The sequence below is a fragment of the Burkholderia sp. IDO3 genome (assembly GCF_003366075.1).
Lineage (GTDB): Bacteria > Pseudomonadota > Gammaproteobacteria > Burkholderiales > Burkholderiaceae > Burkholderia > Burkholderia anthina.
This window is the reverse complement of record NZ_CP028963.1, coordinates 1,241,451-1,268,056: the sequence shown is the minus strand read 5'-3', so window position 1 is coordinate 1,268,056 and position 26,606 is coordinate 1,241,451. Positions and strand designations below refer to the sequence as shown.

Genomic DNA, 26,606 nt, shown 5'->3' with positions numbered 1-26,606 from the left:
GTCCGAACGGCCAGGTTTTGCGGACCGCGAAATACGATAGACTCGTCGCCAGTCAATACGCCGCCCCGGGCGTCTTCGTCTGCCATTCAGCCCATCGATGCGCTATTCGGTCGAAATCAGAAAGTTTTTCTACAGCCAGTATTTTTTCGGCGGCCTGCGGATCGCGGTCGGCGTGTCGCTGCCGGCGGTACTGTGCCTGATCGTGTTTCACAACCGGGATCTCGGCTTCACGATCTCGACCGGCGCGCTCGGCGCGTGCGTCGTCGACATGCCCGGCCCGCTCAAGTACAAGCACAACGAAATGCTCGCGTGCAGCGTGATCGGCTTCCTGGCCGCGCTCGCGACCGGCCTCGCGACACCGCACATCTTCGCGCTGTGGCTGACGATCGTGCCGCTCACGTTCGTGCTGTCGCTGATCGTCGTATACGGCAACCGCTGGCCGCAGATCAGCTTCGCGACGCTGTTCATGATGGTGATGACGCTCGAGGAGAAGTTCACGCCGCTGCAGGCGTTCATCAACGCCGGCTGGATCCTCGCGGGCGGCCTCTGGTACACGTACTGGGCAACCTTCGTGTCGCAATGGCAGGCGCGCCGGATCGAGCAGCAGGCGCTCGCCGAGAGCCTGTTCGCGTGCGCCGACTACCTGCTCGCGCGCGCGCAGTTCTACGATCTCGAGGCCGATCTCGACGAGTGCTACCGCAATCTCGTCGCCAAGCAGATCTCGGCGGTCGAAACGCAGGAAACCGCGCGCGACATCGTGCTGCGCAACCTGCCGAAACTGCGCCGCGGCAAGCTCGACCCCGGCCGCACGACGATGTACAACCTGTTCATCAACAGCGTCGACCTGCACGAGCTGTTCGTCGGCGCGCACACCGACTACCCGCTCGTGCGCAACACGTTCGGCGGCTCGGACCTGATCATTTTCTACCGCGACCTGATCCGCAAGGCGGCCGCCGATCTCGAGGAGATCGGCCTCGCGGTGCTCGAAAACCGCGCGCCGCATTCGCGGATCAGCGTGAAGGCCGAACTGCGCGCGATCGAGTACGAGATCGAGCTGATGCGCAAGAAGAACTTCGCGGCCAGCAATCCGGAGGCGTACGCGGCGGTGCTCGCGACGTTCCGGCGCATCTGGAGCGCGACGCGCCTGATCGACCGGATGCGGCGCAACCTGTCCGGCCACGCCGACCCGCAGCAGACCGAACTGAAGATCGACAAGGCGCTCACGCGCTTCCTGCAGCGTCGCCGGATGTCGCCGCTGCTGATCTTCTCGAACCTGAACATGCGCTCGCCGAGCTTCCGCCACGCGCTGCGCGTGACGATCGCGGTGGCCGTCGGCTTCTGGCTCGGCCGGCTGTTGCCGCTCACGAACGCGTACTGGATCGTGATGACGAGCATCATCATCCTGAAGCCGGGCTACTCGCTGACCAAGCAGCGCAACGCGCAGCGGATCATCGGCACGCTGATCGGCTGCGCGGCGAGCATCGCGCTGATCTACACGGTGAAGGAGCCGCACCTGCTGATCGCGATCATGTTCGGGTCGATGGTGATGAGCTACAGCCTGCTGCTGTTCAACTACACGGCGAGCGTCGTGTTCACGTCGTCGTACGTGCTGCTGATGTTCCATCTGCTCGCGCCGGGCAGCATGCGGATCATCGGCGAGCGCGCGATCGACACCGTGGTCGGCTGCATGATCGCGATCGCCGCGAGCCGGCTGTTCCCGTACTGGGAATACCGGCTGATGGGCAAGCTCGTCACCGACATGCTCACGTCGACCCGCAAGTATTTCGAGGCCGTGTGGCGCGCCGGGCGCGGCGCGTCGCCGCCGCCCGTGCCGGCCGCCGACGGCGCGGCCGTCGTGCCGGGCGTCGCCGCGGCGATCGAGACGCCGGCCGCGAGCCTCGACGCCGACTACCGGTACCGCCTCGCGCGCAAGGACGTGAACATCGCGTTCGCGAACCTCGGCCAGGCGTTCCAGCGAATGATGATCGAGCCGAAGGCGCACCAGCGCTTCGTGCCCGAGTTGAACGACCTGCTCGTGCAGACGCACGTGCTCGGCGCACAGATCACGGCCGCGGCACCGCTGATCCGCAGCGCGTGCGCGGCCGACGACAGCTTCGTCCACGACGACGCGCTGCACCGAGGCCTGTCCGCCGTGCTCGACAATCTCGAAAAGGCGGAAGCCGGCGAGCCGCCGCCGGCCGACCAGCTCGACGCAACGAAGCAGATCACGCGCGAGCTCGACGCGATGGTCGTCTCCGCGGAAAAATCCGACGCGGTCGGCGCCGAGCTCACGCACGACCTCAAGGTGCTCGCGCACCAGTGCAAGCAGATGCTTGCGTCGTCGCTACTGATCCGCAAGGACGCGAGCGTCATCCGCCTGCCCGCATGACGTCGTCCCGCCGGTGCTCGCCTCGCGCGCGGCGGGGCGGCCGCCGGCGCGCCCCGTTCCAGCCCTCCCCGCACGCATGACCCATCCGCCTCGCGCGGCGGCCCGCCGGCCGCGCGCTCGCGTCAGCCTCGATTCCCGCGGTTGCGCCAGTCAGGGAATACCCGATTCCGGCCATCTGCCCGGCTTGTTATCATTCGTTCACATTTTAAGTTGTATAGACAACTTGAGCCAACCGGACCGGCCCGCTCGCCCGGTCCGCAGCACAACGATATCGGAGACTCGATGAAGAACTTGCAGCGCCACCTGAGCGCGCGGCACATCCGCTTTCTCGCGCTGGGCTCGGCGATCGGCACCGGTTTGTTCTACGGTTCGGCGTCGGCGATCCAGCTCGCGGGCCCGGCGGTGATCCTGGCCTACATCCTGGGCGGCGCGGCCGTCTACATGGTGATGCGCGCGCTCGGCGAGATGGCCGTGCGCGAGCCCGTCGCCGGCTCGTTCGGCCACTACGCGACCGAAAACCTGGGCCCGTTCGCCGGTTTCGTCACCGGCTGGACCTACACGCTCGAAATGGTGATCGTCGCGATCGCCGACATCACCGCGTTCGGCATCTACATGGGCTTCTGGTTTCCGGACGTCCCGCAATGGATCTGGGTGCTCGGCGTCGTCGCGGTCATCTGCGGGCTGAACCTGTGCCACGTGAAGGTGTTCGGCGAGCTCGAATTCTGGCTGTCGATCATCAAGGTCGGCGCGATCGTCGCGATGATCGGCGGCGGCGTCGCGATCCTGCTGACCGGCATGCACTTCGGCCATTCGGCCGACGTGCCGACCTTCGCGAACCTGTGGAACCATGGCGGCTTCTTCCCGAACGGCGTCGGCGGCCTGATCGCGTCGCTGTCGGTCGTGATCTTCGCGTACGGCGGCATCGAGGTGATCGGGATGAGCGCCGGCGAGGCGAAGGATCCGGAGCGCGTGATTCCGCGTGCGATCAACGCGGTGCCGGCGCGCATCCTGCTGTTCTATGTGCTGACGATGGTCGTGTTGATGTCGATCAGCCCGTGGACGGGCGTCGGCAACGACGGCAGCCCGTTCGTGCAGATCTTCTCGGCGCTCGGCGTGAAGTCGGCCGCGACGATCCTCAACCTCGTGGTGATCAGCGCGGCGATCTCGGCGATCAACAGCGACATCTTCGGCGCGGGCCGGATGATGTTCGGGATGGCGCGGCAGGGCCAGGCGCCGCGCGTGCTGATGACGACGTCGCGACACGGCGTGCCGTGGGTCACGGTGCTCGTGATGGCGGGCGCGCTGTTCGTCGGCGTGGTGCTCAACTACCTGATGCCGAAGGACGTGTTCCTGGTGGTCGCGGCGATCGCGACGTTCGCGACCGTTTGGGTGTGGCTGATGATCCTGCTGTCGCAGGTCGCGATGCGCCGTCGCCTGTCGAGCACGGAAGTCGCGGCGCTGAAGTTCAAGGTGCCGCTGTGGCCGGTCGCGCCGGCGCTGACGATCGCGTTCATGGGTTTCGTGATCGTGATGCTCGGCTGGTTCGACGATACGCGCGTCGCACTCTACGTCGGCGCGGCATGGCTCGCGCTGCTCGCGGTCGTGTTCTACGCACGGATCCGCCCGAAGTTTGCCGCTGCGTCACGTTGACGCACGACTGATCTCCCCCGCGCGGGCGCCGGTTTCGGCGCCCGTTTTTCTTTCGGCACGGCGCGACGCAGCGTGTGTCGTCAGCCGCCCGTTCCGCTCCTCGCCGTTGCTGTCCCGGCCGCTGCGCCCGACCGCCAGGGTCCGGAGCAGCGCCCGTTCGTTCAGTGCGACGCGGCGCTCGCGCTCGCAGCCTCGGCCGGATGGGCCTCGTCGTATGCGCGCTTCTGCGAGACCGCGTTGTACAGGATCGTCCCGATCACGAGCAGCACGGCCACGACGATCAGGATGCTCACGTTGCGGACAGGATTCTTCTTGCGCTGATCGTTCATGGTCGGGGCGACTCCGTCAATTTTGTCGAAGCGGGCATTCTACGCGCTTGCGCACGTGCTGCGACGCCCCGTTTGCGTTCCGTCCCCCGCCGTTCCCCGCCTCCGCCAAAACCTTTCATTTGATAATCATTCCCATTCCGATCTAGAATCCCGAATCTTTCGTTTTGTAATGTTTCGGGTTGCCCGGATGGCAGGCACACCCCGGAACGCTCCTTCGCCCGCCTGCCTCACCGGAGTCTCCATGTCGAATCCGCGCACCCGCCTGCTGCCGCTCGCCGGCGCCCTCGCCCTTGCCGCCGCCGCATTCGCGCCGCTGGCCCAGGCAGCCGAGGAAGTCAGCCTGTACACCACGCGCGAACCGAAGCTGATCCAGCCGCTGATCGACGCGTTCACGCAGCAGAGCGGCGTCAAGGTCAATACGGTGTTCGTGAAGGACGGCCTGCTCGAACGGGTGAAGGCCGAAGGCGCGCAGTCGCCCGCCGACGTGCTGATGACGGTCGACATCGGCAACCTGCTCGATCTCGTCGACGGCGGGCTCGCGCAACCGGTGCGCTCGAAGGTGCTCGACGACGCGATTCCGGCGAACCTGCGCGGCGCGCAAGGCGACTGGTATGCGCTGTCGCTGCGCGATCGCGTGCTGTATGTGGAAAAGGACCTGAAGGTCGACACGTTCCGCTACGAGGATCTCGCCGATCCGAAATGGAAGGGCAAGGTCTGCATTCGCTCGGGGCAGCATCCGTACAACACCGCGCTCGTCGCCGCGATGATCGCGCACGACGGCGAAGCCGCGACCGAAAAGTGGCTGCGCGGCGTGAAGGCGAACCTCGCGCGCAAGGCGACGGGCGGCGACCGCGACGTCGCGCGCGACATCCTCGGCGGCATCTGCGACGTCGGTCTCGCGAATGCTTACTACGTCGGCCACATGAAGAATGCCGAGCCCGGCACCGATGCACGCAAGTGGGGCGACGCGATCAAGGTCGTGCGGCCGACGTTCGCAAACGCGAAGAGCGGCGGCACGCACGTGAACGTCAGCGGCGCAACGGTCGCGAAGCACGCGCCGCACAAGGCCAACGCGGTGAAGCTGCTCGAGTATCTGGTGTCGCCGCAAGCGCAGGCGCTGTATGCGCAGGCGAACTACGAATACCCGGTGCGCGCGAACGTGAAGCTCGATCCGGTGATCGCGAGCTTCGGCACGCTGAAGGTCGACCCGTTGCCGCTGACGGAGATCGCGAAACACCGCAAGGCGGCCAGCCAGCTCGTCGACAAGGTCGGCTTTGACAACTGATGCGTCGTTCGTCCGTGCGCGCCGCCAGCCGTTGCGCCCGCGCGCGGGCAGCCTTTCGCTGATCGCGGCCGTCGCGATCGCCGCGGCGGTCGCGGCGCCGCTCGCGGTGCTGGTCGCCGCCGCATTCGGCGCCGATCTCGCGCACTGGCGGCATCTCGCCGAATTCGTGCTGCCCCAGGCGCTCGCCAATACGCTGCTGCTGCTCGCGGGCGTCGGCGCGATCGTCACGGTGATCGGCACCGGCTGCGCGTGGCTCGTCACCGCGTACGACTTCCCCGGCCGCCGAACGCTGACGTGGGCGCTACTGCTGCCGCTCGCGGTGCCCACCTATATCGTCGCGTTCGCGTACCTCGACCTGCTGCATCCGATCGGCCCCGTGCAAAGCGCGCTGCGCGCGCTGCTCGGCTTCGACAGCCCGCGCCAGTTCCGCCTGCCCGACCTGCGCTCGCTGCCCGGCGCGATCTTCGTGCTCGGTTTCGTGCTCTATCCGTATGTGTACCTGAGTACGCGCGCGATGTTCGTCACGCAGTCCGCGAGCCTGCTCGAAGCGGCGCGCACGCTCGGCGCGGGACGCATCGCGACGTTCTGGCGCGTCGTCGTGCCGCTCGCGCGCCCCGCGATCGCGGTCGGCGTGAGTCTCGCGCTGCTCGAAACGCTGAACGACATCGGCGCGTCGGAATTCCTCGGTGTGCAGACGCTGACCGTATCGGTCTACACGACGTGGATCACGCGCTCCGACCTCGCCGGCGCCGCACAGATCGCACTCGCGATGCTGGCGATCGTCGTCGGCATGATCGCGCTCGAACGTTACGGACGCCGCCGCCAGCGCTACGCGCACGGCCGGCGCATGCGCCCGATCGCGCCGCGCCGGCTGACGGGCGCGGCCGCATGGAGCGCCGCCGCGCTCTGCTGGCTGCCCGTGCTGCTCGGCTTCGGCGCGCCGGCCGCGTATCTCGCCGCCGAGACCGGCAAGCGGCTGCATCTCGTCGGCGGCGTCTCCGCGCAACTGCTGACCGGGCTCGCGAACACGCTGACGATCGCCGCCGCCGCGACCGTCGCGACGCTCGTGTGCGGGCTCATCGTCGCGTGGGCGGCGCGCGCGCAGCGCGACAGCGCGCGTGCGGGTCCGGCCCGCGCATGCGCGCGGATCGCGAGCCTCGGCTATGCGGTGCCGGGCACCGTGCTCGCGATCGGCCTGCTGATCACGTTCGCGGCGGCCGACCGGCTGCTCGGCGCGGCGCTCGGCCGCAACGGGCTGCTGCTGATGGGCTCCGCAGCCGCGCTCGTGATCGCCTACGCGGTGCGCTTTCTCGCGATCTCGACCGGCAGCATCGAGGCCGGCCTCGCACGGATTCCGCCGTCGCTCGAACAGGCCGCGCGCTCGCTCGGCGAGACGGCCGGCGGCACGCTGCGCCGCGTGCACCTGCCGCTGCTGCGGCCCGCGCTCACGACGAGCGCGCTGCTCGTCTTCGTCGACGCGATGAAGGAGCTGCCGGCGACGCTGCTGCTGCGCCCGCTGAATTTCGACACGCTCGCGACCTGGCTGTATGCGGAAGCCGCGCGCGGCACCTATGAGGAAGGCGCGGTCGCCGCGCTCGCGATCGTGCTGGCCGGGCTCGTGCCGGTGATCCTGCTCGCGCGCACCCGCCACAAGATCGGAGCCTGACACCGTGAACCTGCTCGAACTCGACGACCTCTGCGTCGCCTACGACACGCCGCAAGGCCGCCGCACGGTGGTCGACGGGCTGAGCCTCGCGCTGCCGCGCGGCGACATCGGCTGCCTGCTCGGCGCGTCGGGTTGCGGAAAGACCACCGTGCTGCGCGCGATCGCCGGCTTCGAGCCGGTGCGCATGGGGCGCATCGTGCTGGACGGCACGCCCGTCGCGGCACCGGCGCTCGACGTGCCGCCCGAGCGGCGGCGCATCGGGATGATGTTCCAGGACTACGCGCTGTTCCCCCACCTGAGCGCGGCCGAGAACGTCGCGTTCGGCCTGCGCCGGCTGCCGAAGGCCGAACGGCGCGTGCGGGTCGCCGACATGCTCGATCTCGTCGGTCTCGCCGATTCGGGCGACGCCTATCCGCACGAACTGTCGGGCGGCCAGCAGCAACGCGTCGCCCTCGCCCGCGCGCTCGCGCCGTCGCCGGAACTACTGCTGCTCGACGAACCGTTCTCCAATCTCGACGTCGATACGCGCGAACGGCTCGCGTTCGAACTGCGCGAGATCCTGAAGCGCACCGGGCACACGGCGATCCTGGTCACGCACAACCAGGCGGAAGCATTTGCGATCGCCGACCGGATCGGCGTGATGAAGGATGGCCAGCTCGCGCAATGGGACACGCCGTATGCGCTGCATCGCCATCCGGCCAGCCCGTTCGTCGCGGAGTTCGTGCGCCGCGACGCGCTGGCGGACGAACGCGCGCGCGCATTGGCACGGGGCCGCTGAGCGCGGTCACGGTGCGCATCGTCGCCGGGGGCACACACCCGCACGCCGAGCCGCAACTTGTCGCCTCGTCGCGCAAGCGGGCCGGATGCCGCTCTTACGCCGGCTCGGAAAGATCGCGCACCGGCAGCGCGGTCGAATACTTGATCTGCTCCATCGCGAACGACGAGCTGACGTCGAACAGCGGCACCGTCCGGATCAGTTGCTTGTACACGCGATCGTAATCGTCGATGCCGGCCACCACCACGCGCAGCAAATAGTCGGTCTCGCCGCTCATCCGGTACACCTCGACGACCTCCGGCATGTCGCGCACGGCCTGCGTAAAGCGCTGCGCCCACTCTTCGGTGTGCTGGTTGGTGCGGATCGCGACGAACACGGTCGTGCCGACGCCGAGCTTGCGCGGATCGCACAGCGCGACCTGCGCGCGGATCGCGCCGGTTTCCTTGAGCCGCTGCACGCGCTTCCAGCATGGCGTCTGCGACAGGTTCACCCGCTGCGCGAGCTCCGCGATCGGCAGTGTGGCATCTGCCTGCAACAGCTCCAGCAGCTTGCGATCGATGGCATCCATTTACCCGGTCCCTTTTCGATAGAAATTTTTTCTATGCATTCAGCATGACGGGGAACAATATGGAAACCGCTGCACCGCGTCGACCGGGATAAATACCAATCGAGCGCGAGACGATGTGCCGTGCGCACTTCCGCTCGCGCCGGCGCGTGTCGAATCGACGCGCCAAACGAAACAGGCGACTCCGCCCGTCGAGGGGGAATCGCCTGAAATCACGACCCGTTGCGACGCGCCACCGCGTGCGATAGCCGCTGCTTACGCGCCGCCCGCCGCGATGCCGCTCAATACGCGACCGTTGCGATCTCGCGTACGAAGCTGTCCTGCTCGAGCGCATCGACGAACGCGACCGCATAGTCTTCCGCCGAAATCTTGCTGTTGCCCTGCGCGTCCGCGATCAGCTTGCCGGCGCCGGTACGGAACGTGCCCGTGCGCTCGCCCGGCGCGATCAGCGCGGCCGGTGCGAAGAACGTCCAGTCGAGATCGCTGACCGTCTCCAGGTAGTTGAGCGCATCGCGGTGCGCGAGCGCGACCGCCTTGTATGCATCCGGGAAGCCTTCGGTGTCGACGAGCTGCTTGCCGGGCGCCACTTCGAGCGAACCGGCGCCGCCCACCACCACGAGCCGCTTCAGGCCCGCTTCGCGCGTGCCGGCAACCAGCGCCTTCGCGGCCGTGACGACCTTCGCGGCATCGTCCTGTTTCGGACCGTACGCGCTCGCGACGACATCGTGCCCCGGCAGCGCGGCCGCAATGCTGGCCGCATCGAACAGATCGGCCGCCTTCGCGGTGATGCCGTCGCCGGCCGGGCCCGGATGGCGCGACAGTGCGGTCACGCGATGGCCGCGACGCGCGGCTTCCGCGGCGATGCGCGAGCCGATCATGCCGGTGGCGCCGAACAGCGCGATGTTCAAGGTACGTTGCGTCATGTCGATTCTCCAGAAATAAAAAGTAACTAAAGTAATTACATATAAGACCGAAAAAAACGGAGCAAACGCCCCGTCGCGCCGATCGCCGCGCACGCGCGCCGCCCGGCTTCCTGCCCTGCCTCATCCGTTGCCCGCGCCTACCCGCTCGCGCTTCCGGCAGGCCGGCCGCGCTGCTCCGATTCGAGCACGTCTGCCGTGACGTCGGCCAGCGTGCGCGTGGCGAGCGATGCCTCCATCGCGCGCTGCGCGTCGCCGATATAGTCGATCAGCACGCCCTGGATGTGCCGTCCGACGAGGCACGCCGGATTCGGCGCCTCGCGGTGCAGCGCAAAGAGCTGCGCATCGTCGACCGCGCGATACACGTCGAGCAGCGTGATGTCGCCGGGCTCGCGCGCCAGCAGCGCACCGCCTCCGGCGCCGAGCTGCGACGTGGTGAGCCCCGCGGCCGCCAGCATCGACAACAGCCGGCGGATCAGCGCCGGATTCGTGTTCACGCTGCCCGCGATGATGTCGGACGACAGCGGCGCACCTTCCTGCATCGACAGCAAGGCAAGCACGTGAACGGCAAACGCGAACCGGCTGCTGGTATTCATTCCTCACTCACTCGGCTGACGCCGGCCCGAACAGCGGCCGGCGTCAATGTGTAACTACTATAATTACATTTGATGGATTGTGCAAGCGCGCGGTCAGTTGCTGGCCGGCTTCGCGCCTGCCGCATTCTGCTGGCTCCATTGCTGGAGCTTCTTGCCGGCCTCTGCCATCTTCGCGCCCGCTTCGGAAGCCGCATGCGCGACGACCGCGGAAGCCGCCGCATCGAACTGCGCCTGCGCGGCGGACGCGAGACCGCTCGCGGACAGCGGCGGCACGGCCGACGCCGCCGAGGCAATACCGGCCTTCGCGGCATCGATCTGCTGGTTGACGGTGCTCGCCACCTGGTCGAGCGCCTTGGCCGCATTGTTTGCGGCATCGGCGGCCGCGCTCGCGGCGGTATCGGGTTGCGCGGCCGGCGTGCCGGACTTCTCGCAGCCCGCGAGCAACAACACGGCACCGATGGCCGCGACCGCCAGTACGGCGCCGGGCGCGCGACGCGCCCGCCAAGTCTTCATCTTCATCAGCAATCTCCGGCCGCGTGTCGCACGGCCTGAATGGTTGAACCGACGTCGATGATACCGCCTGCAGAACGGGGCCAATGACGACTCACGATTAAAAATGCCTTTCAATTTCGAATTCGTCCGATTCAATCGCAGGCGCGACGACACTAAAGTGGACACGCTTCGATCCGCTTCGTCCGTCTCCCGCTTCCTCATGGCTTTCCTCATCGACTGGTTCATCGCGCTGGCCGCCGTGCTCGCCACTACCCTGTTCCTGTGCCTGCGTTCCCCGTCCGCACACTGCCTGCGCGGCGCCGGGCACGCGCGCCGCGTCGCATCCGCGCGTCTGCTCGCGCAGGCCGTGATCGGCTTCTGGACGGCCACGCTGATCGTCGCGCAAGGCATCCTCGGCCCCGACGGCGACGGCCAGTCGGCCACGGGCGTCGCGTCGCTCGCATTCGCCGCGCTCGGGCTGGCAGCCGTGGCCACCTACTGGGCGGCGTGCGCGCTGCGGCTGCGCCGCCCGCGCATGCTGTTCGCGCGCCGCTGACGCGCCAGCGCGGTGCATCGCGGCGCACCGCACTGCACATCGCACGCACCAGTTCCGCCCGCCGCGCACCACGCACGTGCACCCAATGCGGCCCCTTGACCGCGCACCGCCCGCCCCGCAACCGTGCACGCGTCACCGGAATGCCGCACCGCCCGGCCTTCCGCACCAATTGCACGCAGCCATTCACCAAGTTGGCTCGATACTTGCATTCGTTGCCCGTTTTTTGCGCAAGGAAGCCACGGCATGGATGGTCTGAAATCCGGCGTCGACACACTGTTCCTGTTGATCGGCGCCGTCATGGTGCTCGCGATGCACGCGGGCTTCGCATTTCTCGAGCTCGGCACGGTCCGCAAGAAGAACCAGGTCAACGCGCTCGTGAAGATCCTGGTCGACTTCTCGGTGTCGACGCTCGCGTACTTCTTCATCGGCTATACGATCGCGTACGGCGTCGAGTTCTATGACGACATCGGCACGCTGTCGCAGCACAGCGGCTACGCACTCGTGCGCTTCTTCTTCCTGCTGACGTTCGCGGCGGCCATCCCCGCGATCGTGTCCGGCGGCATCGCCGAGCGCGCCAAATTCAATCCGCAGCTCGTCGCGACGTTGATCATCGTCGGCTTCATCTATCCGTTCTTCGAAGGGATCGCATGGAACGGCCGCTTCGGCGTGCAGGACTGGCTCACGCATGCGTTCGGCGCGCCGTTCCACGATTTCGCCGGCTCGGTCGTCGTGCACGCGTTCGGCGGCTGGGTCGCGCTGCCGGCCGTGCTGCTGCTCGGCGCGCGCCACGGCCGCTATGCGAAGGACGGCCGGATCGCCGCGCATCCGCCGTCGAACATCCCGTTCCTCGCGCTCGGCGCGTGGGTGCTCGCGGTGGGCTGGTTCGGCTTCAACGTGATGAGCGCGCAGACGCTCGACAAGATCAGCGGCCTCGTCGCCGTGAACTCGCTGATGGCGATGGTCGGCGGCACGCTCGCCGCGTGGATGGCCGGCCGCAACGACCCGGGCTTCACGTACAACGGCCCGCTCGCGGGCCTCGTCGCGGTGTGCGCGGGCTCCGACGTGATGCACCCGATCGGTGCGCTCGTCACGGGCGCCGTGGCCGGCGCGCTGTTCGTCGCGATGTTCACGTGCGTGCAGAACAAGTGGCGCATCGACGACGTGCTCGGCGTGTGGCCGCTGCACGGCATGTGCGGCGCGCTCGGCGGGCTCGCGGCCGGCGTGTTCGGGCAGCCCGCGCTGGGCGGCCTCGGCGGCGTGTCGTTCGTGTCGCAGCTCATCGGCACGCTCAGCGGCATTGCGATCGCGACTGCGGGCGGCACGCTCGTCTACGGCGCGCTGAAGGCGACCGTCGGCCTGCGTCTGGATCGCGAGGCCGAATTCGACGGCGCCGACCTGTCGATTCACCGCATCTCGGCCACGCCCGAGCGCGACTGAGCACGCCCGCGACGGGCATCCGCCGGCCTGCCTGACGGATGCCCGACACAACATTACGTTTTCAATTCAAAAAACTTTCATCCAGCACCCCTACACTTCCGTCCAGTTTTCAACTTGCCTTCGCAAAGCCTGCAAATTGCCTGCTTCGCGAAGACGACTCTTCCAACAACCGAAACTGGACTCCACATGCCCGCGTTGCCCAATGCTTCCCGTCGTCAGGCCCTGAAGATCCTCGCCGGCGCGCCCATGCTGCCTCTCTCCGGCCTTGCGCTGCCGGCTCTGCTGACAGGCTGCGGCGGCGACGACGATCCCGCTTCCGTCACGACGCCGGCTGCCGCCGCCTACACGTCGGCGGCATTCTCGGCAATGGCCGCCCCGACGCTCGACAACGCGGCCGCGATGGCCACGACGACGGTCGGCTCGACGCTGTCGGTGTCGTTCTCCGACGGCTCGTCGCGCAACTTCAAGCTCGCATACCGGCCGTTCTTCGTGACGGGCGACATGGTGCCGGACGGCAAGGGCGGCACGACGCTCGCAGGCGGCTACTACGACATCAACAACCAGCCGATCATCGATCGCTCGGTCGCCGGCAAGGAGCGCCAGTTCTATTCGGACTGCCCGGACGGCAGCTCGCTGCTGACGGTGAAGAACGCGAACGTGGCCGGCGTGAAAGGCAACACGGTGTTCGCGGTCGTGCAGTTCGAATACGCGACGCGCGACCAGGCAAGCGCATCGCAGTACGGTCAGCTGCCGTCGCCGATCGCGGTGATCACGCTCGACCAGGATCCGGCGAACGGCGCGCTGAAGGTCGTCAAGTATCACAACGTCGACACGTCGAAGGCGCACGGCCTGTGGATCACCTGCGGCGCGAGCCTGTCGCCGTGGGGCACGCACCTGTCGAGCGAGGAGTACGAGCCGGACGCGACGAAGACCGCGACCGACGCGCAGTTCAAGGCATTCAGCAAGAACACGTTCGGCGACGAGACGAAGGCGAACCCCTATCACTACGGCCACCTGCCCGAAATCACGGTGAACCCGGACGGCACGGGCGCGGTCACGAAGCACTACTGCCTCGGCCGCATCTCGCACGAGCTGATCCAGGTGATGCCGGACCAGCGCACCGTGATGATGGGTGACGACGCAACCAACGGCGGCCTGTTCATGTTCGTCGCCGACAAGGCGGCCGACCTGTCGGCCGGCACGCTGTACGTCGCGAAGTGGGCGCAGACGTCGTCCGCCGGCGCCGGCAGCGCGACGCTGACGTGGATCAAGATCGGCCACGCGACGAGCGGCGAGATCGAGGCGCTCGCGAACAAGCTGACGGCGTCGGACATCATGGACCTGACGACGACCGACCCGAACGACGCGAGCTACACGAAGATTCACTACGGCGGCAAGTTCAACTGGATGCGCATCAAGCCCGGGATGGAAAAGGCGGCCGCGTTCCTCGAGACGCACCGCTACGCGGCGCTGATCGGCGGCAGCATGGCGTTCACGAAGCTCGAAGGCACGACGGTCGACGTGAAGGACAAGATCGTCTACACGGCGATGTCGCGGATCGAAACGTCGATGGTCCAGGGCAATGCGGTGTCGCGCGACGTCGCGGTCGACAAGAAGATCGCCGCGGGCGCCGTCTACGCGCTGAACCTGAAGGCCGGCCAGCGCGACACGTCGGGCGCCGCGATCGACAGCGAATGGGTACCGGTCGACATGGGCGCGCCGGCCGCGCTCGTCGGCGAGGATCTCGCGACGGCGGACGCACTGGGCAACCTCGCGCACCCGGACAAGATCGCGAACCCGGACAACGTGAAGTTCTCCGAAAAGTTGCGCACCCTCTTCATCGGCGAAGATTCGGGCATGCACGTGAACAACTTCCTGTGGGCGTACAACGTCGACACGAAATCGCTCACGCGCGTGCTGTCGTGTCCGGCCGGCGCCGAGTCGACGGGCCTGCACGCGGTCGACGAGATCAACGGCTGGACGTACATCATGAGCAACTTCCAGCACGCGGGCGACTGGGAATCGCCGCTGCACGACAAGGTCAAGCCGACGCTCGATCCGCTCGTGCGCGCGAACTTCAAGGACCGGTTCGGCGCCAGCGTCGGCTACCTGACCGCCGAGCAGACCAGCATCAAGCTCGCGAAGGCCTGAGCGCCGCGCGCGGGGCCGCACGCCGCCCCGCTTCTTCATCACGTTTCATTCGTCGGCGCTCCACGCCGGTTCATGCGCGATGCCCGTCCGGGCGTCGCGCTTTTTTTTTGCGCGCGCCGCACGCACGCATGCGCGCGCGAACCCGCGAACGGGCGTTTTCAAACGATCGGGGATAATACGGGCCTGACGCGTCCGGCGGACGGGCAAAAAAAAGCGCCACGGAGACCGTGGCGCTAAAAAAGTTCTAGCCATTCCGAGGGCCGTGCTAGAACCTGAGAGACTGCGCGAAACACCGTTGCCGGTTAAACTCCTGAAACGATGTTTCGAAAACGTGAGACATTCTTTCCGTTTCCGCCCGACAAGTCAAGCGGTATTTGCACCGGTTTCTTCACTTTCCGGTAACGCTGCCTTGAGCGTTTTCCTAATAAACCAAGGGTGAACCCGTAAAATATCATCTGATGAACGATTCACCCGCGGAACGTGCATCTTTTGACAATTATCGTACGATACCAACAAAATTGAAATCGAGTTTCGGAAATAGAGAGAATCCCTCGTGTCGACATCTGTAACGCCTCCCGCGCTCCGAGAACGCGAATCGTCGCCCGACGAAATCACCGCGCTCGCACGCGGCCTCGCCGTGCTGCGCCGCATCGCAGCCGCCGACGCTCCGGTCAGCAACCGCGAGCTGACCGAACTGACCGGTATCCCGAAGCCGACCGTATCGCGCATCACGGCGACGCTCGTCAGCGCCGGCTTCCTGTTCCAGTTGCCCGACAGCGAACGCTTCGTGCTGACCGCGTCGGTGCTCGAGCTGAGCCACGGTTTCCTGCGCAACTTCGACATCCGCGCGCGGTCGCGGCCGTTCATGATCGAGCTCGCCGAGCGCACGTCGCTGTCGGTGCACCTCGCGGTGCGCGACCGGCTCGACATGGTCGCGATCGACGTGATCCGGCCGCGCTCGGCCGTGCTCGTCACGCGCCTCGAGATCGGCTCGCGGATGGACATCGCGCGCACCGCCGTCGGCCGCGCGTATCTCGCGGCGCTGGAGGACGACGAGCGTCGCGCGCTGCTCGACGCGCTGCGCACGACGGCCGGGGACGACTGGCCGCACGTGTCGGCTCGCCTGACCCCCGCGCTCGACGATGCGATGCGCGAAGGCCACGCGATCGCGATCGGCGAATGGCGCGAAGGGCTGAACGCGGTCGCAGCCGGATTCGTCGGCCCGTCGGGCCAGCGCTACTCGGTGAATTGCGGCGGCGCGGCGAGCCAGTGCTCGCCCGAATGGCTGCAGGAACACGTGGTGCCCGCACTGCAGGAATGTATCGCGAAAATCACGCGCGAGATCGGCGGCGCGCCCGCCCGGCGGGTCGGCTTGTAATCGATTCGTCATCGTTCTGTCGCGTTCTGTAACGACAGTAACCCGTTGAAAGATAGACCACTGGACTCTAACGGGGACGGGACGTAGGATCATGCCCATCGTCGCGCCGCATTCGCGGTGCGCACCGCTCTTTTCTCGCGCGGATCAGAAGGGCTCGGACCGAGCCAGCCCTCCCGGCACCGCATGCCCACGCGCAGTTCCGCGCCCGTTTCCCCGGCACGCCGCGCCGTCTTCCTGACAAAACACGATGGACAACCAACAAAAGCCCACGCCCCCTTCGAAGGATCCTGCCTCCCCCGCCGCTCGCCGCCCGCGCCGCACGCTGGCGCTCGGGACGCTCGCGGTCGTCGTCATCGGCGGCCTGCTGTGGTGGCATCCGTGGAACCGTACGCCGGCCGGCGCGCCGGCAGCGGGCAGCGCGGCGTCCGGCGCCGCTGCGGGCGGTGGCGGTGGCGGCCATCGCGGCCGCGGCGGCCCCGCGGCGATGGCGAACGTGCCGCAACCCGTGTCGGTCGCGACCGCGACGCAAGGCGAAATGCCGATCGTGCTGTCCGCGCTCGGCACCGTGACGCCGCTTGCGAACGTGACGGTCAAGACGCAGCTGTCGGGCTACCTGCAGTCGGTGGCATTCCAGGAAGGCCAGATCGTCAAGAAAGGCGACCTGCTCGCGCAGATCGACCCGCGCCCGTACCAGGTGTCGCTCGAAAACGCCGAGGGCACGCTCGCTCGCGACCAGGCACTGCTCGCGACGGCCCGCATCGACCTGAAGCGCTACCAGACGCTGCTGTCGCAGGACTCGATCGCGTCGCAGACGGTCGACACGCAGGCCTCGCTCGTCAAGCAATACGAAGGGACGGTGAAGACCGACCAGGCGGCGATCGATTCCGCGAAGCTGAACCTCACGTACGCGCGCGTCACGGCGCCGGTGTCGGGCCGCGTCGGCCTGCGCCAGGTCGACCCGGGCAACTACGTGACGCCGGGCGATACGAACGGGATCGTCGTGATCACGCAATTGCAGCCGATGAGCGTGATCTTCACGACGTCGGAAGACAACCTGCCGCAGATCGTCAAGCAGGTGAACGCGGGCCAGAAGCTGTCGGTCACCGCGTACAACCGCAACAACACGGTGCCGCTCGAGACGGGTTCGCTCTCGACGCTCGACAACCAGATCGACACCAGCACCGGCACGGTCAAGCTGCGCGCGACGTTCGATAACAAGGGCGGGCTGCTGTTCCCGAATCAGTTCGTCAACACGCGGCTGCTCGTCGACGTGCTCCGCAATGCGACGATCGTGCCGACGTCCGCCGTGCTGACGGGCTCGATCGGCCAGTTCGTCTACATCGTGAAGCCCGACAACACGGTGACGGTGCGCAAGGTCACGGCCGGCCCGGTCGACGGCGAGCGCACGAGCATCGCGAGCGGCGTCGCGGTCGGCGAGCGCGTCGTCACCGACGGGTCCGACCGGCTGCGCGAAGGCGCGAAGGTCACGATCCCGGCCGACAAGCCGAAAGGCGCGTCCGGCGCGCATGGCGCCGGGGCGGCGTCGGGCGCCTCGGGTACGGCCGGCCACCACGGCGGACACAAGCACGGCGCGTCGCAGGCTGCGGCCCCCGCGGCCCAGTAACGCGCGGGCCGCTCGATGAATCCATCCCGCCTCTTCATTCTCCGGCCGGTCGGCACCGCCCTCCTGATGGCGGCGATCATGCTGGCCGGTCTCGTCGCGCTGCGCTTCCTGCCGCTCGCCGCGCTGCCCGAAGTCGACTACCCGACGATCCAGGTCCAGACCTTCTATCCGGGCGCGAGCCCGGAGGTGATGACGTCGTCGGTCACCGCGCCGCTCGAACGCCAGTTCGGCCAGATGCCGTCGCTGAACCAGATGTCGTCGCAAAGCTCGGCCGGCGCGTCGGTGATCACGCTGCAGTTCTCGCTCGACCTGCCGCTCGACATCGCCGAACAGGAAGTGCAGGCCGCGATCAACGCGGCCGGCAACCTGCTGCCGTCCGACCTCCCGGCCCCGCCGATCTACGCGAAGGTCAACCCGGCCGACGCGCCGGTGCTCACGCTTGCGATCACGTCGAAAACCTTGCCGCTCACGCAGGTGCAGGATCTGACCGACACGCGCCTCGCGATGAAGATCTCGCAGATCGCGGGCGTCGGCCTCGTGAGCCTGTCGGGCGGCAACCGGCCGGCCGTGCGGATCCAGGCGAACCCGACCGCGCTCGCGCAATACGGGATGAACCTCGACGATCTGCGCACGACGATCTCGAACCTGAACGTGAACACGCCGAAGGGCAACTTCGACGGCCCGACGCGCGCGTACACGATCAACGCGAACGACCAGCTGACGAGCGCCGACCAGTACAACGACGCCGTGGTCGCATACAAGAGCGGCCGCCCGGTGATGCTGACCGACGTCGCAAAGGTCGTCGCCGGCTCGGAGAACACCAAGCTCGGCGCATGGGTCGATTCGGAGCCCGCGATCATCCTGAACGTGCAGCGCCAGCCGGGCGCGAACGTGATCGCGACCGTCGACGCGATCAAGGCGCAGTTGCCGAAGCTGCAGGAAACGCTGCCCGCGGCGCTCGACGTGCAGATCGTCACTGACCGTACGACGATGATCCGCGCGGCCGTGCGCGACGTGCAGTTCGAGCTGCTGCTGTCGGTCGCGCTGGTGGTGCTGGTGATGTACCTGTTCCTCGCGAACGTCTATGCGACGATCATCCCGAGCCTGTCGGTGCCGCTGTCGCTGATCGGCACGCTGGCGGTGATGTACCTGGCCGGCTTCTCGCTGAACAACCTGTCGCTGATGGCGCTCACCATCGCGACCGGCTTCGTCGTCGACGATGCGATCGTGATGATCGAGAACATCGCGCGCTACGTCGAGGAAGGCGACACGGGCCTCGAGGCCGCGCTGAAGGGCTCCCGGCAGATCGGCTTCACGATCATCTCGCTGACGGTGTCGCTGATCGCGGTGCTGATCCCGCTGCTGTTCATGGGCGACGTGGTCGGCCGCCTGTTCCACGAGTTCGCGATCACGCTCGCGGTGACCATCGTGATCTCGGCGATCGTGTCGCTCACGCTCGTGCCGATGATGTGCGCGAAGCTGCTGCGCCATTCGCCGCCGCCCGAGAGCCACCGCTTCGAGGCGCGCGTGCACCGCGGGATCGACTGGGTGATCGCGCGCTACGCGGTCGCGCTCGAATGGGTGCTGAACCGCCGGCGCTCGACGCTCGTCGTCGCGCTGCTCACGCTCGGGCTGACCGCCCTGCTCTACATCTACGTGCCGAAGGGATTCTTCCCCGCGCAGGATACCGGCATGATCCAGGCGATCACGCAAGCGCCGCAGTCCATTTCGTACGGCGCGATGGCCGAACGCCAGCAGGCGCTCGCGGCCGAGATCCTGAAGGATCCGAACGTCGAGAGCCTCACGTCGTTCATCGGCGTCGACGGCAGCAACATCACGCTGAACAGCGGCCGGATGCTGATCAACCTGAAGGCGCGCGACGACCGCTCCGAAACCGCCGCGCAGATCATCCGCGACCTGCAGCGGCGCGTCGCGAACGTGACGGGCATCTCGCTGTTCATGCAGGCGGTGCAGGATCTGACGATCGACTCGACCGTGAGCCCGACGCAGTACCAGTTCATGCTGACGAGCCCGAACCAGGACGAGTTCGCGACCTGGGTGCCGAAGCTCGTCGCGCGGCTGCAGCAGGAACCGTCGCTCGCCGACGTCGCGACCGACCTGCAGAGCAACGGCCAGTCCGTCTACATCGAGATCGACCGCGCGAGCGCCGCGCGCTTCGGCATCACGCCGGCGACCGTCGACAACGCGCTGTACGACGCGTTCGGCCAGCGCATCGTGTCGACGATCTTCACGCAGTCGAACCAGTACCGCGTGATTCTCGAGTCCGAGCCGAAGGAGCAGCACTACGCCGAATCGCTGAACGACATCTACCTGCCGTCCGCCGGCGGCGGCCAGGTGCCGCTGTCGTCGATCGCGTCGTTCCACGAACGGCCGTCGCCGCTGCTGGTCTCGCACCTGTCGCAGTTCCCGTCGACGACCGTCTCGTTCAACCTCGCGCCGGGCGCCTCGCTCGGCGAAGCGGTGAAGGCGATCGACGCCGCGGAGAAGGACATCGGCCTGCCCGGCTCGTTCCAGACGCGCTTCCAGGGTGCGGCGCTCGCGTTCCAGGCGTCGCTGTCGAACCAGCTGTTCCTGATCCTCGCGGCCGTCATCACGATGTACATCGTGCTCGGCGTGCTGTACGAGAGCTACATCCACCCGATCACGATCCTGTCGACGCTGCCGTCGGCCGGCGTCGGCGCGCTGCTCGCGCTGATGATCACCGGGCACGACCTCGACATCATCGGGATCATCGGGATCGTGCTGCTGATCGGGATCGTGAAGAAGAACGCGATCATGATGATCGACTTCGCGCTCGAGGCCGAACGCGTCGAAGGCAAGCCGCCGCGCGAGGCGATCTACCAGGCGTGCCTGCTGCGGTTCCGGCCGATCCTGATGACCACGCTCGCCGCACTGCTCGGCGCGGTGCCGCTGATCGTCGGCTCCGGCGCGGGTTCCGAGCTGCGCCAGCCGCTCGGGATCGCAATCGCGGGCGGCCTGGTCGTGTCGCAGGTGCTGACGCTGTTCACGACGCCGGTGATCTACCTCGGCTTCGACAGCCTCGCGCGCCGCGTGCGCGGCTGGTTCGAACGACACGGTCCGGCCGCAGGCAAGCACACGGATGCGTAAGCCATGAACCTGTCGCGCCCCTTCATCACCCGCCCTGTCGCGACGACGCTGCTCGCGCTCGGCGTCGCGCTCGCGGGCCTGTTCGCGTTCATCAAGCTGCCGGTGTCGCCGCTGCCGCAGGTCGACTTCCCGACCATCTCGGTGCAGGCGTCGCTGCCCGGCGCGAGCCCGGAGACGGTCGCGACCAGCGTGACGAGCCCGCTCGAGCGGCACCTCGGCTCGATCGCCGACGTCACCGAAATGACGTCGACCAGCACCGTCGGCAACGCGCGGATCATCCTGCAGTTCGGGCTGAACCGCGACATCGACGGCGCCGCGCGCGACGTGCAGGCCGCGATCAACGCCGCGCGCGCCGACCTGCCCGCCTCGCTGAAGAGCAACCCGACGTACCGCAAGGTCAACCCGGCCGATTCGCCGATCATGATCGTGTCGCTCACGTCGGAAACGTCGTCGCCCGCGAAGCTGTACGACGCCGCGTCGACCGTGCTGCAGCAGTCGCTGTCGCAGATCGACGGGATCGGCCAGGTGACGGTGAGCGGCTCGGCGAACCCGGCGGTGCGCGTCGAACTCCAGCCGCAGGCGCTGTTCCATTACGGGATCGGCCTGGAAGACGTGCGGGCCGCGCTCGCATCCGCGAACGCGAACAGCCCGAAGGGCGCGATCGAATTCGGCCCGCAGCACTACCAGCTCTATACGAACGACCAGGCGTCGCAGGCATCGCAGTACAGCGATCTCGTCGTCGCGTACCGCAACGGCGCGGCCGTACGCCTGTCGGATCTGTCCGACGTCGTCGATTCGGTCGAGGATCTGCGCAACCTCGGCCTGTCGAACGGCAAGCGCGCGGTGCTCGTGATCCTCTACCGCTCCCCCGGCGCGAACATCATCGACACGATCGACCGCGTGCGCGCGGCGCTGCCGCAACTCACCGCGTCGCTGCCGGCCGACGTCACGGTCACGCCGGTGCTCGACCGCTCGACCACGATCCGCGCGTCGCTGAAGGACACCGAACACACGCTGCTGATCGCGGTCAGCCTCGTCGTGATGGTCGTGTTCCTGTTCCTGCGCAACTGGCGCGCGACGCTGATCCCGAGCGTCGCGGTGCCGATCTCGATCATCGGCACGTTCGGCGCGATGTACCTGCTCGGCTTCTCGATCGACAACCTGTCGCTGATGGCGCTGATCGTCGCGACCGGGTTCGTCGTCGACGACGCGATCGTCGTGCTGGAAAACATCACCCGCCACATCGAGAACGGCAAGCCGCGGCTGCAGGCCGCGTTCGACGGCGCGCGCGAGGTCGGCTTCACGGTGCTGTCGATGAGCATTTCGCTCGTCGCGGTGTTCCTGCCGATCCTGCTGATGGGCGGCATCGTCGGGCGCCTGTTCCGCGAGTTCGCGCTGACGCTGTCGCTCGCGATCGCCGTGTCGCTCGCGGTCTCGCTCACGGTCACGCCGATGATGTGCGCGCGCCTGCTGCGCGAGCCGCACGAGGTCGAGGACGAAGGCCGCTTCGGCCGTTTCCTCGAGCGCTTCTTCACGCGGATGCAGCGCGGCTACGAGCGCTCGCTGTCGTGGGCGCTGCGCCGCCCGCTGCTGATCCTGCTGATCCTGTTCGCGACGATCGGCCTCAACGTCTACCTGTATATCGTCGTGCCGAAGGGCTTCTTTCCGCAGCAGGACACCGGGCTGATGATCGGCGGCATTCGGGCCGACCAGTCCACGTCGTTCCAGGCGATGAAGCTGAAGTTCACCGAGATGATGCGGATCGTGCAGGCCAACCCGAACGTGGCGAGCGTGGCGGGCTTCACCGGCGGCACGCAGACCAACTCGGGCTTCATGTTCGTGATGCTGAAGGATCGCACCCAGCGCAAGCTGTCCGCCGACCAGGTGATCCAGCAGTTGCGCAAGCCGCTGTCGGACGTCGCGGGCGCGAGCACGTTCCTGCAGGCCGCGCAGGACATTCGCGTGGGCGGCCGGCAGAGCAACGCGCAGTACCAGTTCACGCTGCTCGGCGATTCGACCGCCGATCTGTACAAATGGGGGCCGCTGCTGACCGAGGCGCTGCAAAAGCGCCCCGAGCTGACCGACGTGAACTCCGACCAGCAGCAAGGCGGCATGGAGGCCATGGTGACGATCGACCGCGCGACCGCCGCGCGGTTCGGCATCAAGCCCGCGCAGATCGACAACACGCTGTACGACGCGTTCGGCCAGCGCCAGGTCTCGACGATCTACAACCCGCTGAACCAGTACCACGTCGTGATGGAAGTCGCGCCGCAATACTGGCAGAGCCCGGAGATGCTGAACCAGGTATGGATCAGCACGTCGGGCGGCAGCGCGAACGGCTCGCAGACCACCAACGCCGCCGCCGGCACCTTCGTCGCGACGTCGGCCGGCACGTCGAGCGCCGGCACGGCCGCCACCAGCGCCGCGGCGATCGCCTCCGATTCCGCGCGCAACCAGGCGCTGAACTCGATCGCGTCGAGCGGCAAGTCGAGCGCGTCGTCGGGCGCGTCCGTGTCGACGTCGAAGTCGACGATGATCCCGCTGTCGGCGATCGCGTCCTTCGGCCCGAGCACGACGCCGCTGTCGGTCAACCACCAGGGGCTGTTCGTCGCGACAACCATCTCGTTCAACCTGCCGCCGGGCGTGTCGCTGTCGCAGGCGACCCAGATCATCTATCAGACGATGGGGCAGATCGGCGTGCCGCCGACGATCGTCGGCAGCTTCCAGGGCACCGCGCAGGCGTTCCAGCAATCGATGAACGACCAGCCGATCCTGATCCTCGCGGCGCTGCTGGCCGTCTACATCGTGCTCGGGATCCTGTACGAGAGCTACATCCACCCGATCACGATCCTGTCGACGCTGCCGTCGGCCGGCGTCGGCGCGCTGCTCGCGCTGCTGCTGTTCAAGACCGAGTTCAGCATCATCGCGCTGATCGGCGTGATCCTGCTGATCGGCATCGTGAAGAAGAACGCGATCATGATGGTCGACTTCGCGATCGACCAGACGCGCAACGCCAACAAGTCGTCGTTCGATGCGATCCACGAGGCGTGCCTGTTGCGCTTCCGGCCGATCATGATGACGACGATGGCGGCGCTCCTCGGCGCGCTGCCGCTCGCGTTCGGTCACGGCGACGGCGCCGAGCTGCGCGCGCCGCTCGGGATCGCCATCGCCGGCGGCCTGGTCATGTCGCAGGTGCTGACGCTCTATACGACGCCGGTCGTGTATCTGTACATGGACCGCCTGCGCGTCTGGGGCGAGGAGCGCCGCAACCGCCGCGGCAATTCGGGCGGCCCGGCGGTGGCCGGCGAGTAATCCACGAGTCGTGCACGAGCGGCCGCCCCCGGGCGGCCGCTTGCATGCTTGAACCCCGGCGGCGATCGGCTATCGTGTGTCCATGCGCACCCTCGCGCCCGTTCCCGGGGACACACCATGAATGTCCAGCTGAACCATACGATCGTCTGGTGCCGCGACAAGCACGCGTCGAGCCGCTTTCTCACCGGGCTGCTGGAACTGCCGGCACCGACGCCGTTCGGCGCGATGCTGGTCGTCCAGCTCGACAACGGCGTGTCGCTCGACTTCTACGAACAGGACGGGGAGATCGCGGCGCAGCACTACGCGTTCCTGACCGACGAAGCCGGCTTCGATCGCGTGTACGCACGCATTCGCGAACAGGGGCTGCCGCACTGGGCCGATCCGGCGAAGCGGCAGCCCGATGACATCTACCGCCATAACGGCGGTCGCGGCGTGTATTTCGACGATCCGGACGGTCACTTCCTCGAGGTCATGACGCGCCCGTACGTGCTGAACGGATAACGGCGCCTCGACCGGGATTGCACCGGCCGGGACGCCTGGCGCGGGCGACGCCCCGAGTCGGGCACCGCCCCGCCCACCGCCGTTACTCGGCGGCCGCCGTCGTCTTGCGCGGACGGCGCGCGCGCGCGGCCGTCTTGCGGGCCGGTTTCTTCGGCTTTGCATCAGCCGGTGCTTCACCGGTCGATTCCTGGGCCGCGTCGCCGCCCGATGCACGGGCCGGTTCAGCGGCCGATTCGACCGGCGCAGCGTCATGCGACGGCTGCGCGGCTGCGCCCGACCCAGCGAACTCGCCGGCCGACGGCGCCACGTGCTTCGCCGCGGTGTGGCGATCGTCGCCGTACCCGGCGTCGCGATACGCCGCTTCGGCCTGCTTGCCGTCCGCGTGCTTGTCGCTACCGTGCTTCGCGCCGCCGTGCACCGCATCGTCCGGCTTCGCCGCCGCATGACGGCCGGCACCCTTCGCGTCGCCGCCCTTCTTCGCGCCGGCCTTCTTCGCCGCGCTCTTGCGCGTGCGCTTGCGGCCGTCCTTCGCATCGCCGTGGGTGTCCGTCGCCTCGACCGCATCGACCGCATCGGGCGCATCAGGCACTTCGATCGCGCCAGCCGATTCGGCCGTTTCCGCACGCACGTTCGCCGCTTCGGTCGTCACGTCGACCACGACCGCCTCCTGCGCATCGACCTGCATGCTGTCCTGCACGGCAGCGGCCGCCTGGCCCCGCTGGCCGCGACGCCGCGGCTCGCGCGCGGCCGACGCCGGCTCCGCATGACGCGCGCCATGACCGTGATGGCCGGCACCCGTGTCGCGCGCGCCCGGCGCCTGCTCGGCCGCCGCCGACTGGCGCGGCCGCGACACGAACGCACCCGACTTGTCGTCGCGCCCGACTTCGAGCAGGCCGCGTGCCTGCGCTTCGTCGAGCAGGTTGCCGAACGCGCGGAAACCGTAATACGACTCGTTGAAGTCCGGCTTGCGGCGCTTGATCGCGCTCTTGAGCACCGACGCCCAGATCTTGCCGACGTCGTCGCGCTCCGACGCGAGCGCATCGAACGTCTCGACCGCCAGCGCGATCGCCTCGGTCCGGCGCACTTCCATCTCGGGCTTGCGCGACGGTTCGTCGGGCCGCTTCGCGCCGCCGTTGCCGGTGCGCTGCTGTTCGCGCTTCGCCAGCGCGCGCTGCTGCTCGCGCACCAGATCGTCGTAGAAAATGAATTCGTCGCAGTTCGCGACCAGCAGGTCCGACGTCGACTTCTTCACGCCGACCCCGATCACCTTCTTCGCGTTCTCGCGCAGCTTCGACACGAGCGGCGAAAAATCCGAGTCGCCGCTGATGATCACGAACGTATCGACGTGCGACTTCGTGTAGCAGAGATCGAGCGCGTCGACCACGAGCCGGATGTCGGCCGAGTTCTTGCCCGACTGGCGCACGTGCGGGATCTCGATCAGCTCGAAGCTCGCCTCGTGCATCGACGCCTTGAAGCCCTTGTAGCGCTCCCAGTCGCAATAGGCCTTCTTCACGACGATGCTGCCCTTCAACAGCAGGCGCTCCAGCACGGGCTTGATGTCGAATTTCTCGTACTTCGCGTCGCGCACGCCGAGCGCGACGTTCTCGAAGTCGCAGAACACGGCCATGCTGATGTTGTCCAGGGGTAATGCCATGTGTACTCCAACCGGTTGGTCGCCGCGTTGTATTCACTAGCGGCGGAAAATGCATCGCGCACATGATAGCCGGTCGGCGGGTCGATCCTGCAATCCGTGCGCAGCGACGGTGCCCTGACGGGCGCCGCCGGGCCATGCCCGCCGGCCGCATGCGGTGCGGCCCTCATTACCTGAGCGCCGCCGGCCCAAATCGACAT

The 26,606-nt window shown here is 67.6% G+C and carries 19 protein-coding genes; 13 read left to right on the top strand and 6 right to left on the bottom strand.

The window, feature by feature from the left end; translation table 11 throughout:
* The first annotated feature begins 97 nt into the window (after nt 1-97).
* Nucleotides 98-2,389, top strand: a complete 2,292-nt coding sequence (locus DCN14_RS20480) for an FUSC family membrane protein (protein ID WP_115531430.1) — start codon at nt 98-100, stop codon at nt 2,387-2,389.
* Between the two features lie 282 nt (nt 2,390-2,671).
* Nucleotides 2,672-4,039, top strand: a complete 1,368-nt coding sequence (locus tag DCN14_RS20475) for an amino acid permease (protein WP_096509016.1) — start codon at nt 2,672-2,674, stop codon at nt 4,037-4,039.
* A 161-nt stretch (nt 4,040-4,200) separates the two neighbouring features.
* On the opposite strand, the gene DCN14_RS38450 is transcribed toward DCN14_RS20475, so the two are convergent.
* On the bottom strand, nt 4,201-4,368 hold the full coding sequence (locus tag DCN14_RS38450; protein WP_096509015.1) for a hypothetical protein: 168 nt from the start codon (nt 4,366-4,368) through the stop codon (nt 4,201-4,203).
* A 241-nt stretch (nt 4,369-4,609) separates the two neighbouring features.
* Between DCN14_RS38450 and DCN14_RS20465 the strand changes: the two genes are divergently transcribed.
* The 3 genes from DCN14_RS20465 to DCN14_RS20455 are packed head-to-tail and all read left to right on the top strand — an operon-like array spanning nt 4,610 to nt 8,097.
* The gene (locus DCN14_RS20465) at nt 4,610-5,653 is read left to right on the top strand and encodes a Fe(3+) ABC transporter substrate-binding protein (protein ID WP_096509014.1); all 1,044 of its coding nucleotides are present in this window, start codon (nt 4,610-4,612) and stop codon (nt 5,651-5,653) included.
* Nucleotides 5,643-7,319: an iron ABC transporter permease gene (locus DCN14_RS20460; RefSeq protein ID WP_096509013.1), complete on the top strand. Its 1,677-nt coding sequence runs from the start codon at nt 5,643-5,645 to the stop codon at nt 7,317-7,319. The genes DCN14_RS20465 and DCN14_RS20460 overlap by 11 nt, the downstream gene beginning before the upstream one ends.
* 4 nt (nt 7,320-7,323) lie before the next feature.
* Nucleotides 7,324-8,097 (top strand): ABC transporter ATP-binding protein, encoded by a 774-nt coding sequence (locus DCN14_RS20455; RefSeq protein WP_096509012.1) that lies wholly within the window; start codon nt 7,324-7,326, stop codon nt 8,095-8,097.
* Nucleotides 8,098-8,191: 94 nt separating this feature from the next.
* Here DCN14_RS20455 and DCN14_RS20450 read toward each other — a convergent pair whose 3' ends face one another.
* The 4 genes from DCN14_RS20450 to DCN14_RS20435 form a co-directional block, all read right to left on the bottom strand.
* On the bottom strand, nt 8,192-8,662 hold the full coding sequence (locus tag DCN14_RS20450) for an Lrp/AsnC family transcriptional regulator (protein WP_096509011.1): 471 nt from the start codon (nt 8,660-8,662) through the stop codon (nt 8,192-8,194).
* Nucleotides 8,663-8,940: 278 nt separating this feature from the next.
* On the bottom strand, nt 8,941-9,582 hold the full coding sequence (locus tag DCN14_RS20445; RefSeq protein WP_096509010.1) for an NAD(P)H-binding protein: 642 nt from the start codon (nt 9,580-9,582) through the stop codon (nt 8,941-8,943).
* 137 nt (nt 9,583-9,719) lie between these two features.
* Nucleotides 9,720-10,175, bottom strand: coding sequence for an Rrf2 family transcriptional regulator (locus DCN14_RS20440; RefSeq protein ID WP_096509009.1), 456 nt, complete (start codon nt 10,173-10,175; stop codon nt 9,720-9,722).
* Nucleotides 10,176-10,268: 93 nt separating this feature from the next.
* Nucleotides 10,269-10,694 carry a hypothetical protein gene (locus tag DCN14_RS20435; protein WP_096509008.1) on the bottom strand — a complete coding sequence of 142 codons (426 nt, stop codon included), beginning with the start codon at nt 10,692-10,694 and terminating at the stop codon, nt 10,269-10,271.
* A gap of 193 nt (nt 10,695-10,887) precedes the next feature.
* On the opposite strand from DCN14_RS20435, the gene DCN14_RS20430 reads away from it, so the two are divergent.
* The 8 genes from DCN14_RS20430 (at nt 10,888) to DCN14_RS20395 (ending at nt 24,755) form a co-directional block, all read left to right on the top strand.
* Nucleotides 10,888-11,223, top strand: a complete 336-nt coding sequence (locus DCN14_RS20430; RefSeq protein ID WP_096509007.1) for a hypothetical protein — start codon at nt 10,888-10,890, stop codon at nt 11,221-11,223.
* 243 nt (nt 11,224-11,466) lie between these two features.
* Nucleotides 11,467-12,660 (top strand): ammonium transporter, encoded by a 1,194-nt coding sequence (locus DCN14_RS20425; RefSeq protein WP_096509006.1) that lies wholly within the window; start codon nt 11,467-11,469, stop codon nt 12,658-12,660.
* A gap of 186 nt (nt 12,661-12,846) precedes the next feature.
* Complete coding sequence (locus DCN14_RS20420) at nt 12,847-14,811, top strand: alkaline phosphatase PhoX (RefSeq protein ID WP_096509005.1); 1,965 nt, start codon at nt 12,847-12,849, stop codon at nt 14,809-14,811.
* Nucleotides 14,812-15,364: 553 nt separating this feature from the next.
* Nucleotides 15,365-16,189, top strand: a complete 825-nt coding sequence (locus tag DCN14_RS20415) for an IclR family transcriptional regulator (RefSeq protein ID WP_096509004.1) — start codon at nt 15,365-15,367, stop codon at nt 16,187-16,189.
* A 247-nt stretch (nt 16,190-16,436) separates the two neighbouring features.
* Entirely contained in the window at nt 16,437-17,813 is a 1,377-nt protein-coding gene (locus DCN14_RS20410) for an MdtA/MuxA family multidrug efflux RND transporter periplasmic adaptor subunit (RefSeq protein ID WP_115531429.1), read from the top strand.
* A 15-nt stretch (nt 17,814-17,828) separates the two neighbouring features.
* Entirely contained in the window at nt 17,829-20,942 is a 3,114-nt protein-coding gene (locus tag DCN14_RS20405) for an MdtB/MuxB family multidrug efflux RND transporter permease subunit (RefSeq protein ID WP_096507470.1), read from the top strand.
* 3 nt (nt 20,943-20,945) lie between these two features.
* Nucleotides 20,946-24,254 carry an efflux RND transporter permease subunit gene (locus tag DCN14_RS20400; RefSeq protein ID WP_096507471.1) on the top strand — a complete coding sequence of 1,103 codons (3,309 nt, stop codon included), beginning with the start codon at nt 20,946-20,948 and terminating at the stop codon, nt 24,252-24,254.
* Nucleotides 24,255-24,371: 117 nt separating this feature from the next.
* The gene (locus tag DCN14_RS20395; protein WP_096507472.1) at nt 24,372-24,755 is read left to right on the top strand and encodes a VOC family protein; all 384 of its coding nucleotides are present in this window, start codon (nt 24,372-24,374) and stop codon (nt 24,753-24,755) included.
* Between the two features lie 82 nt (nt 24,756-24,837).
* Here the strand turns inward: DCN14_RS20395 and DCN14_RS20390 are convergent, their stop codons facing one another.
* Entirely contained in the window at nt 24,838-26,409 is a 1,572-nt protein-coding gene (locus tag DCN14_RS20390; RefSeq protein WP_096507473.1) for an NYN domain-containing protein, read from the bottom strand.
* Between the last annotated feature and the right edge of the window lie 197 nt (nt 26,410-26,606).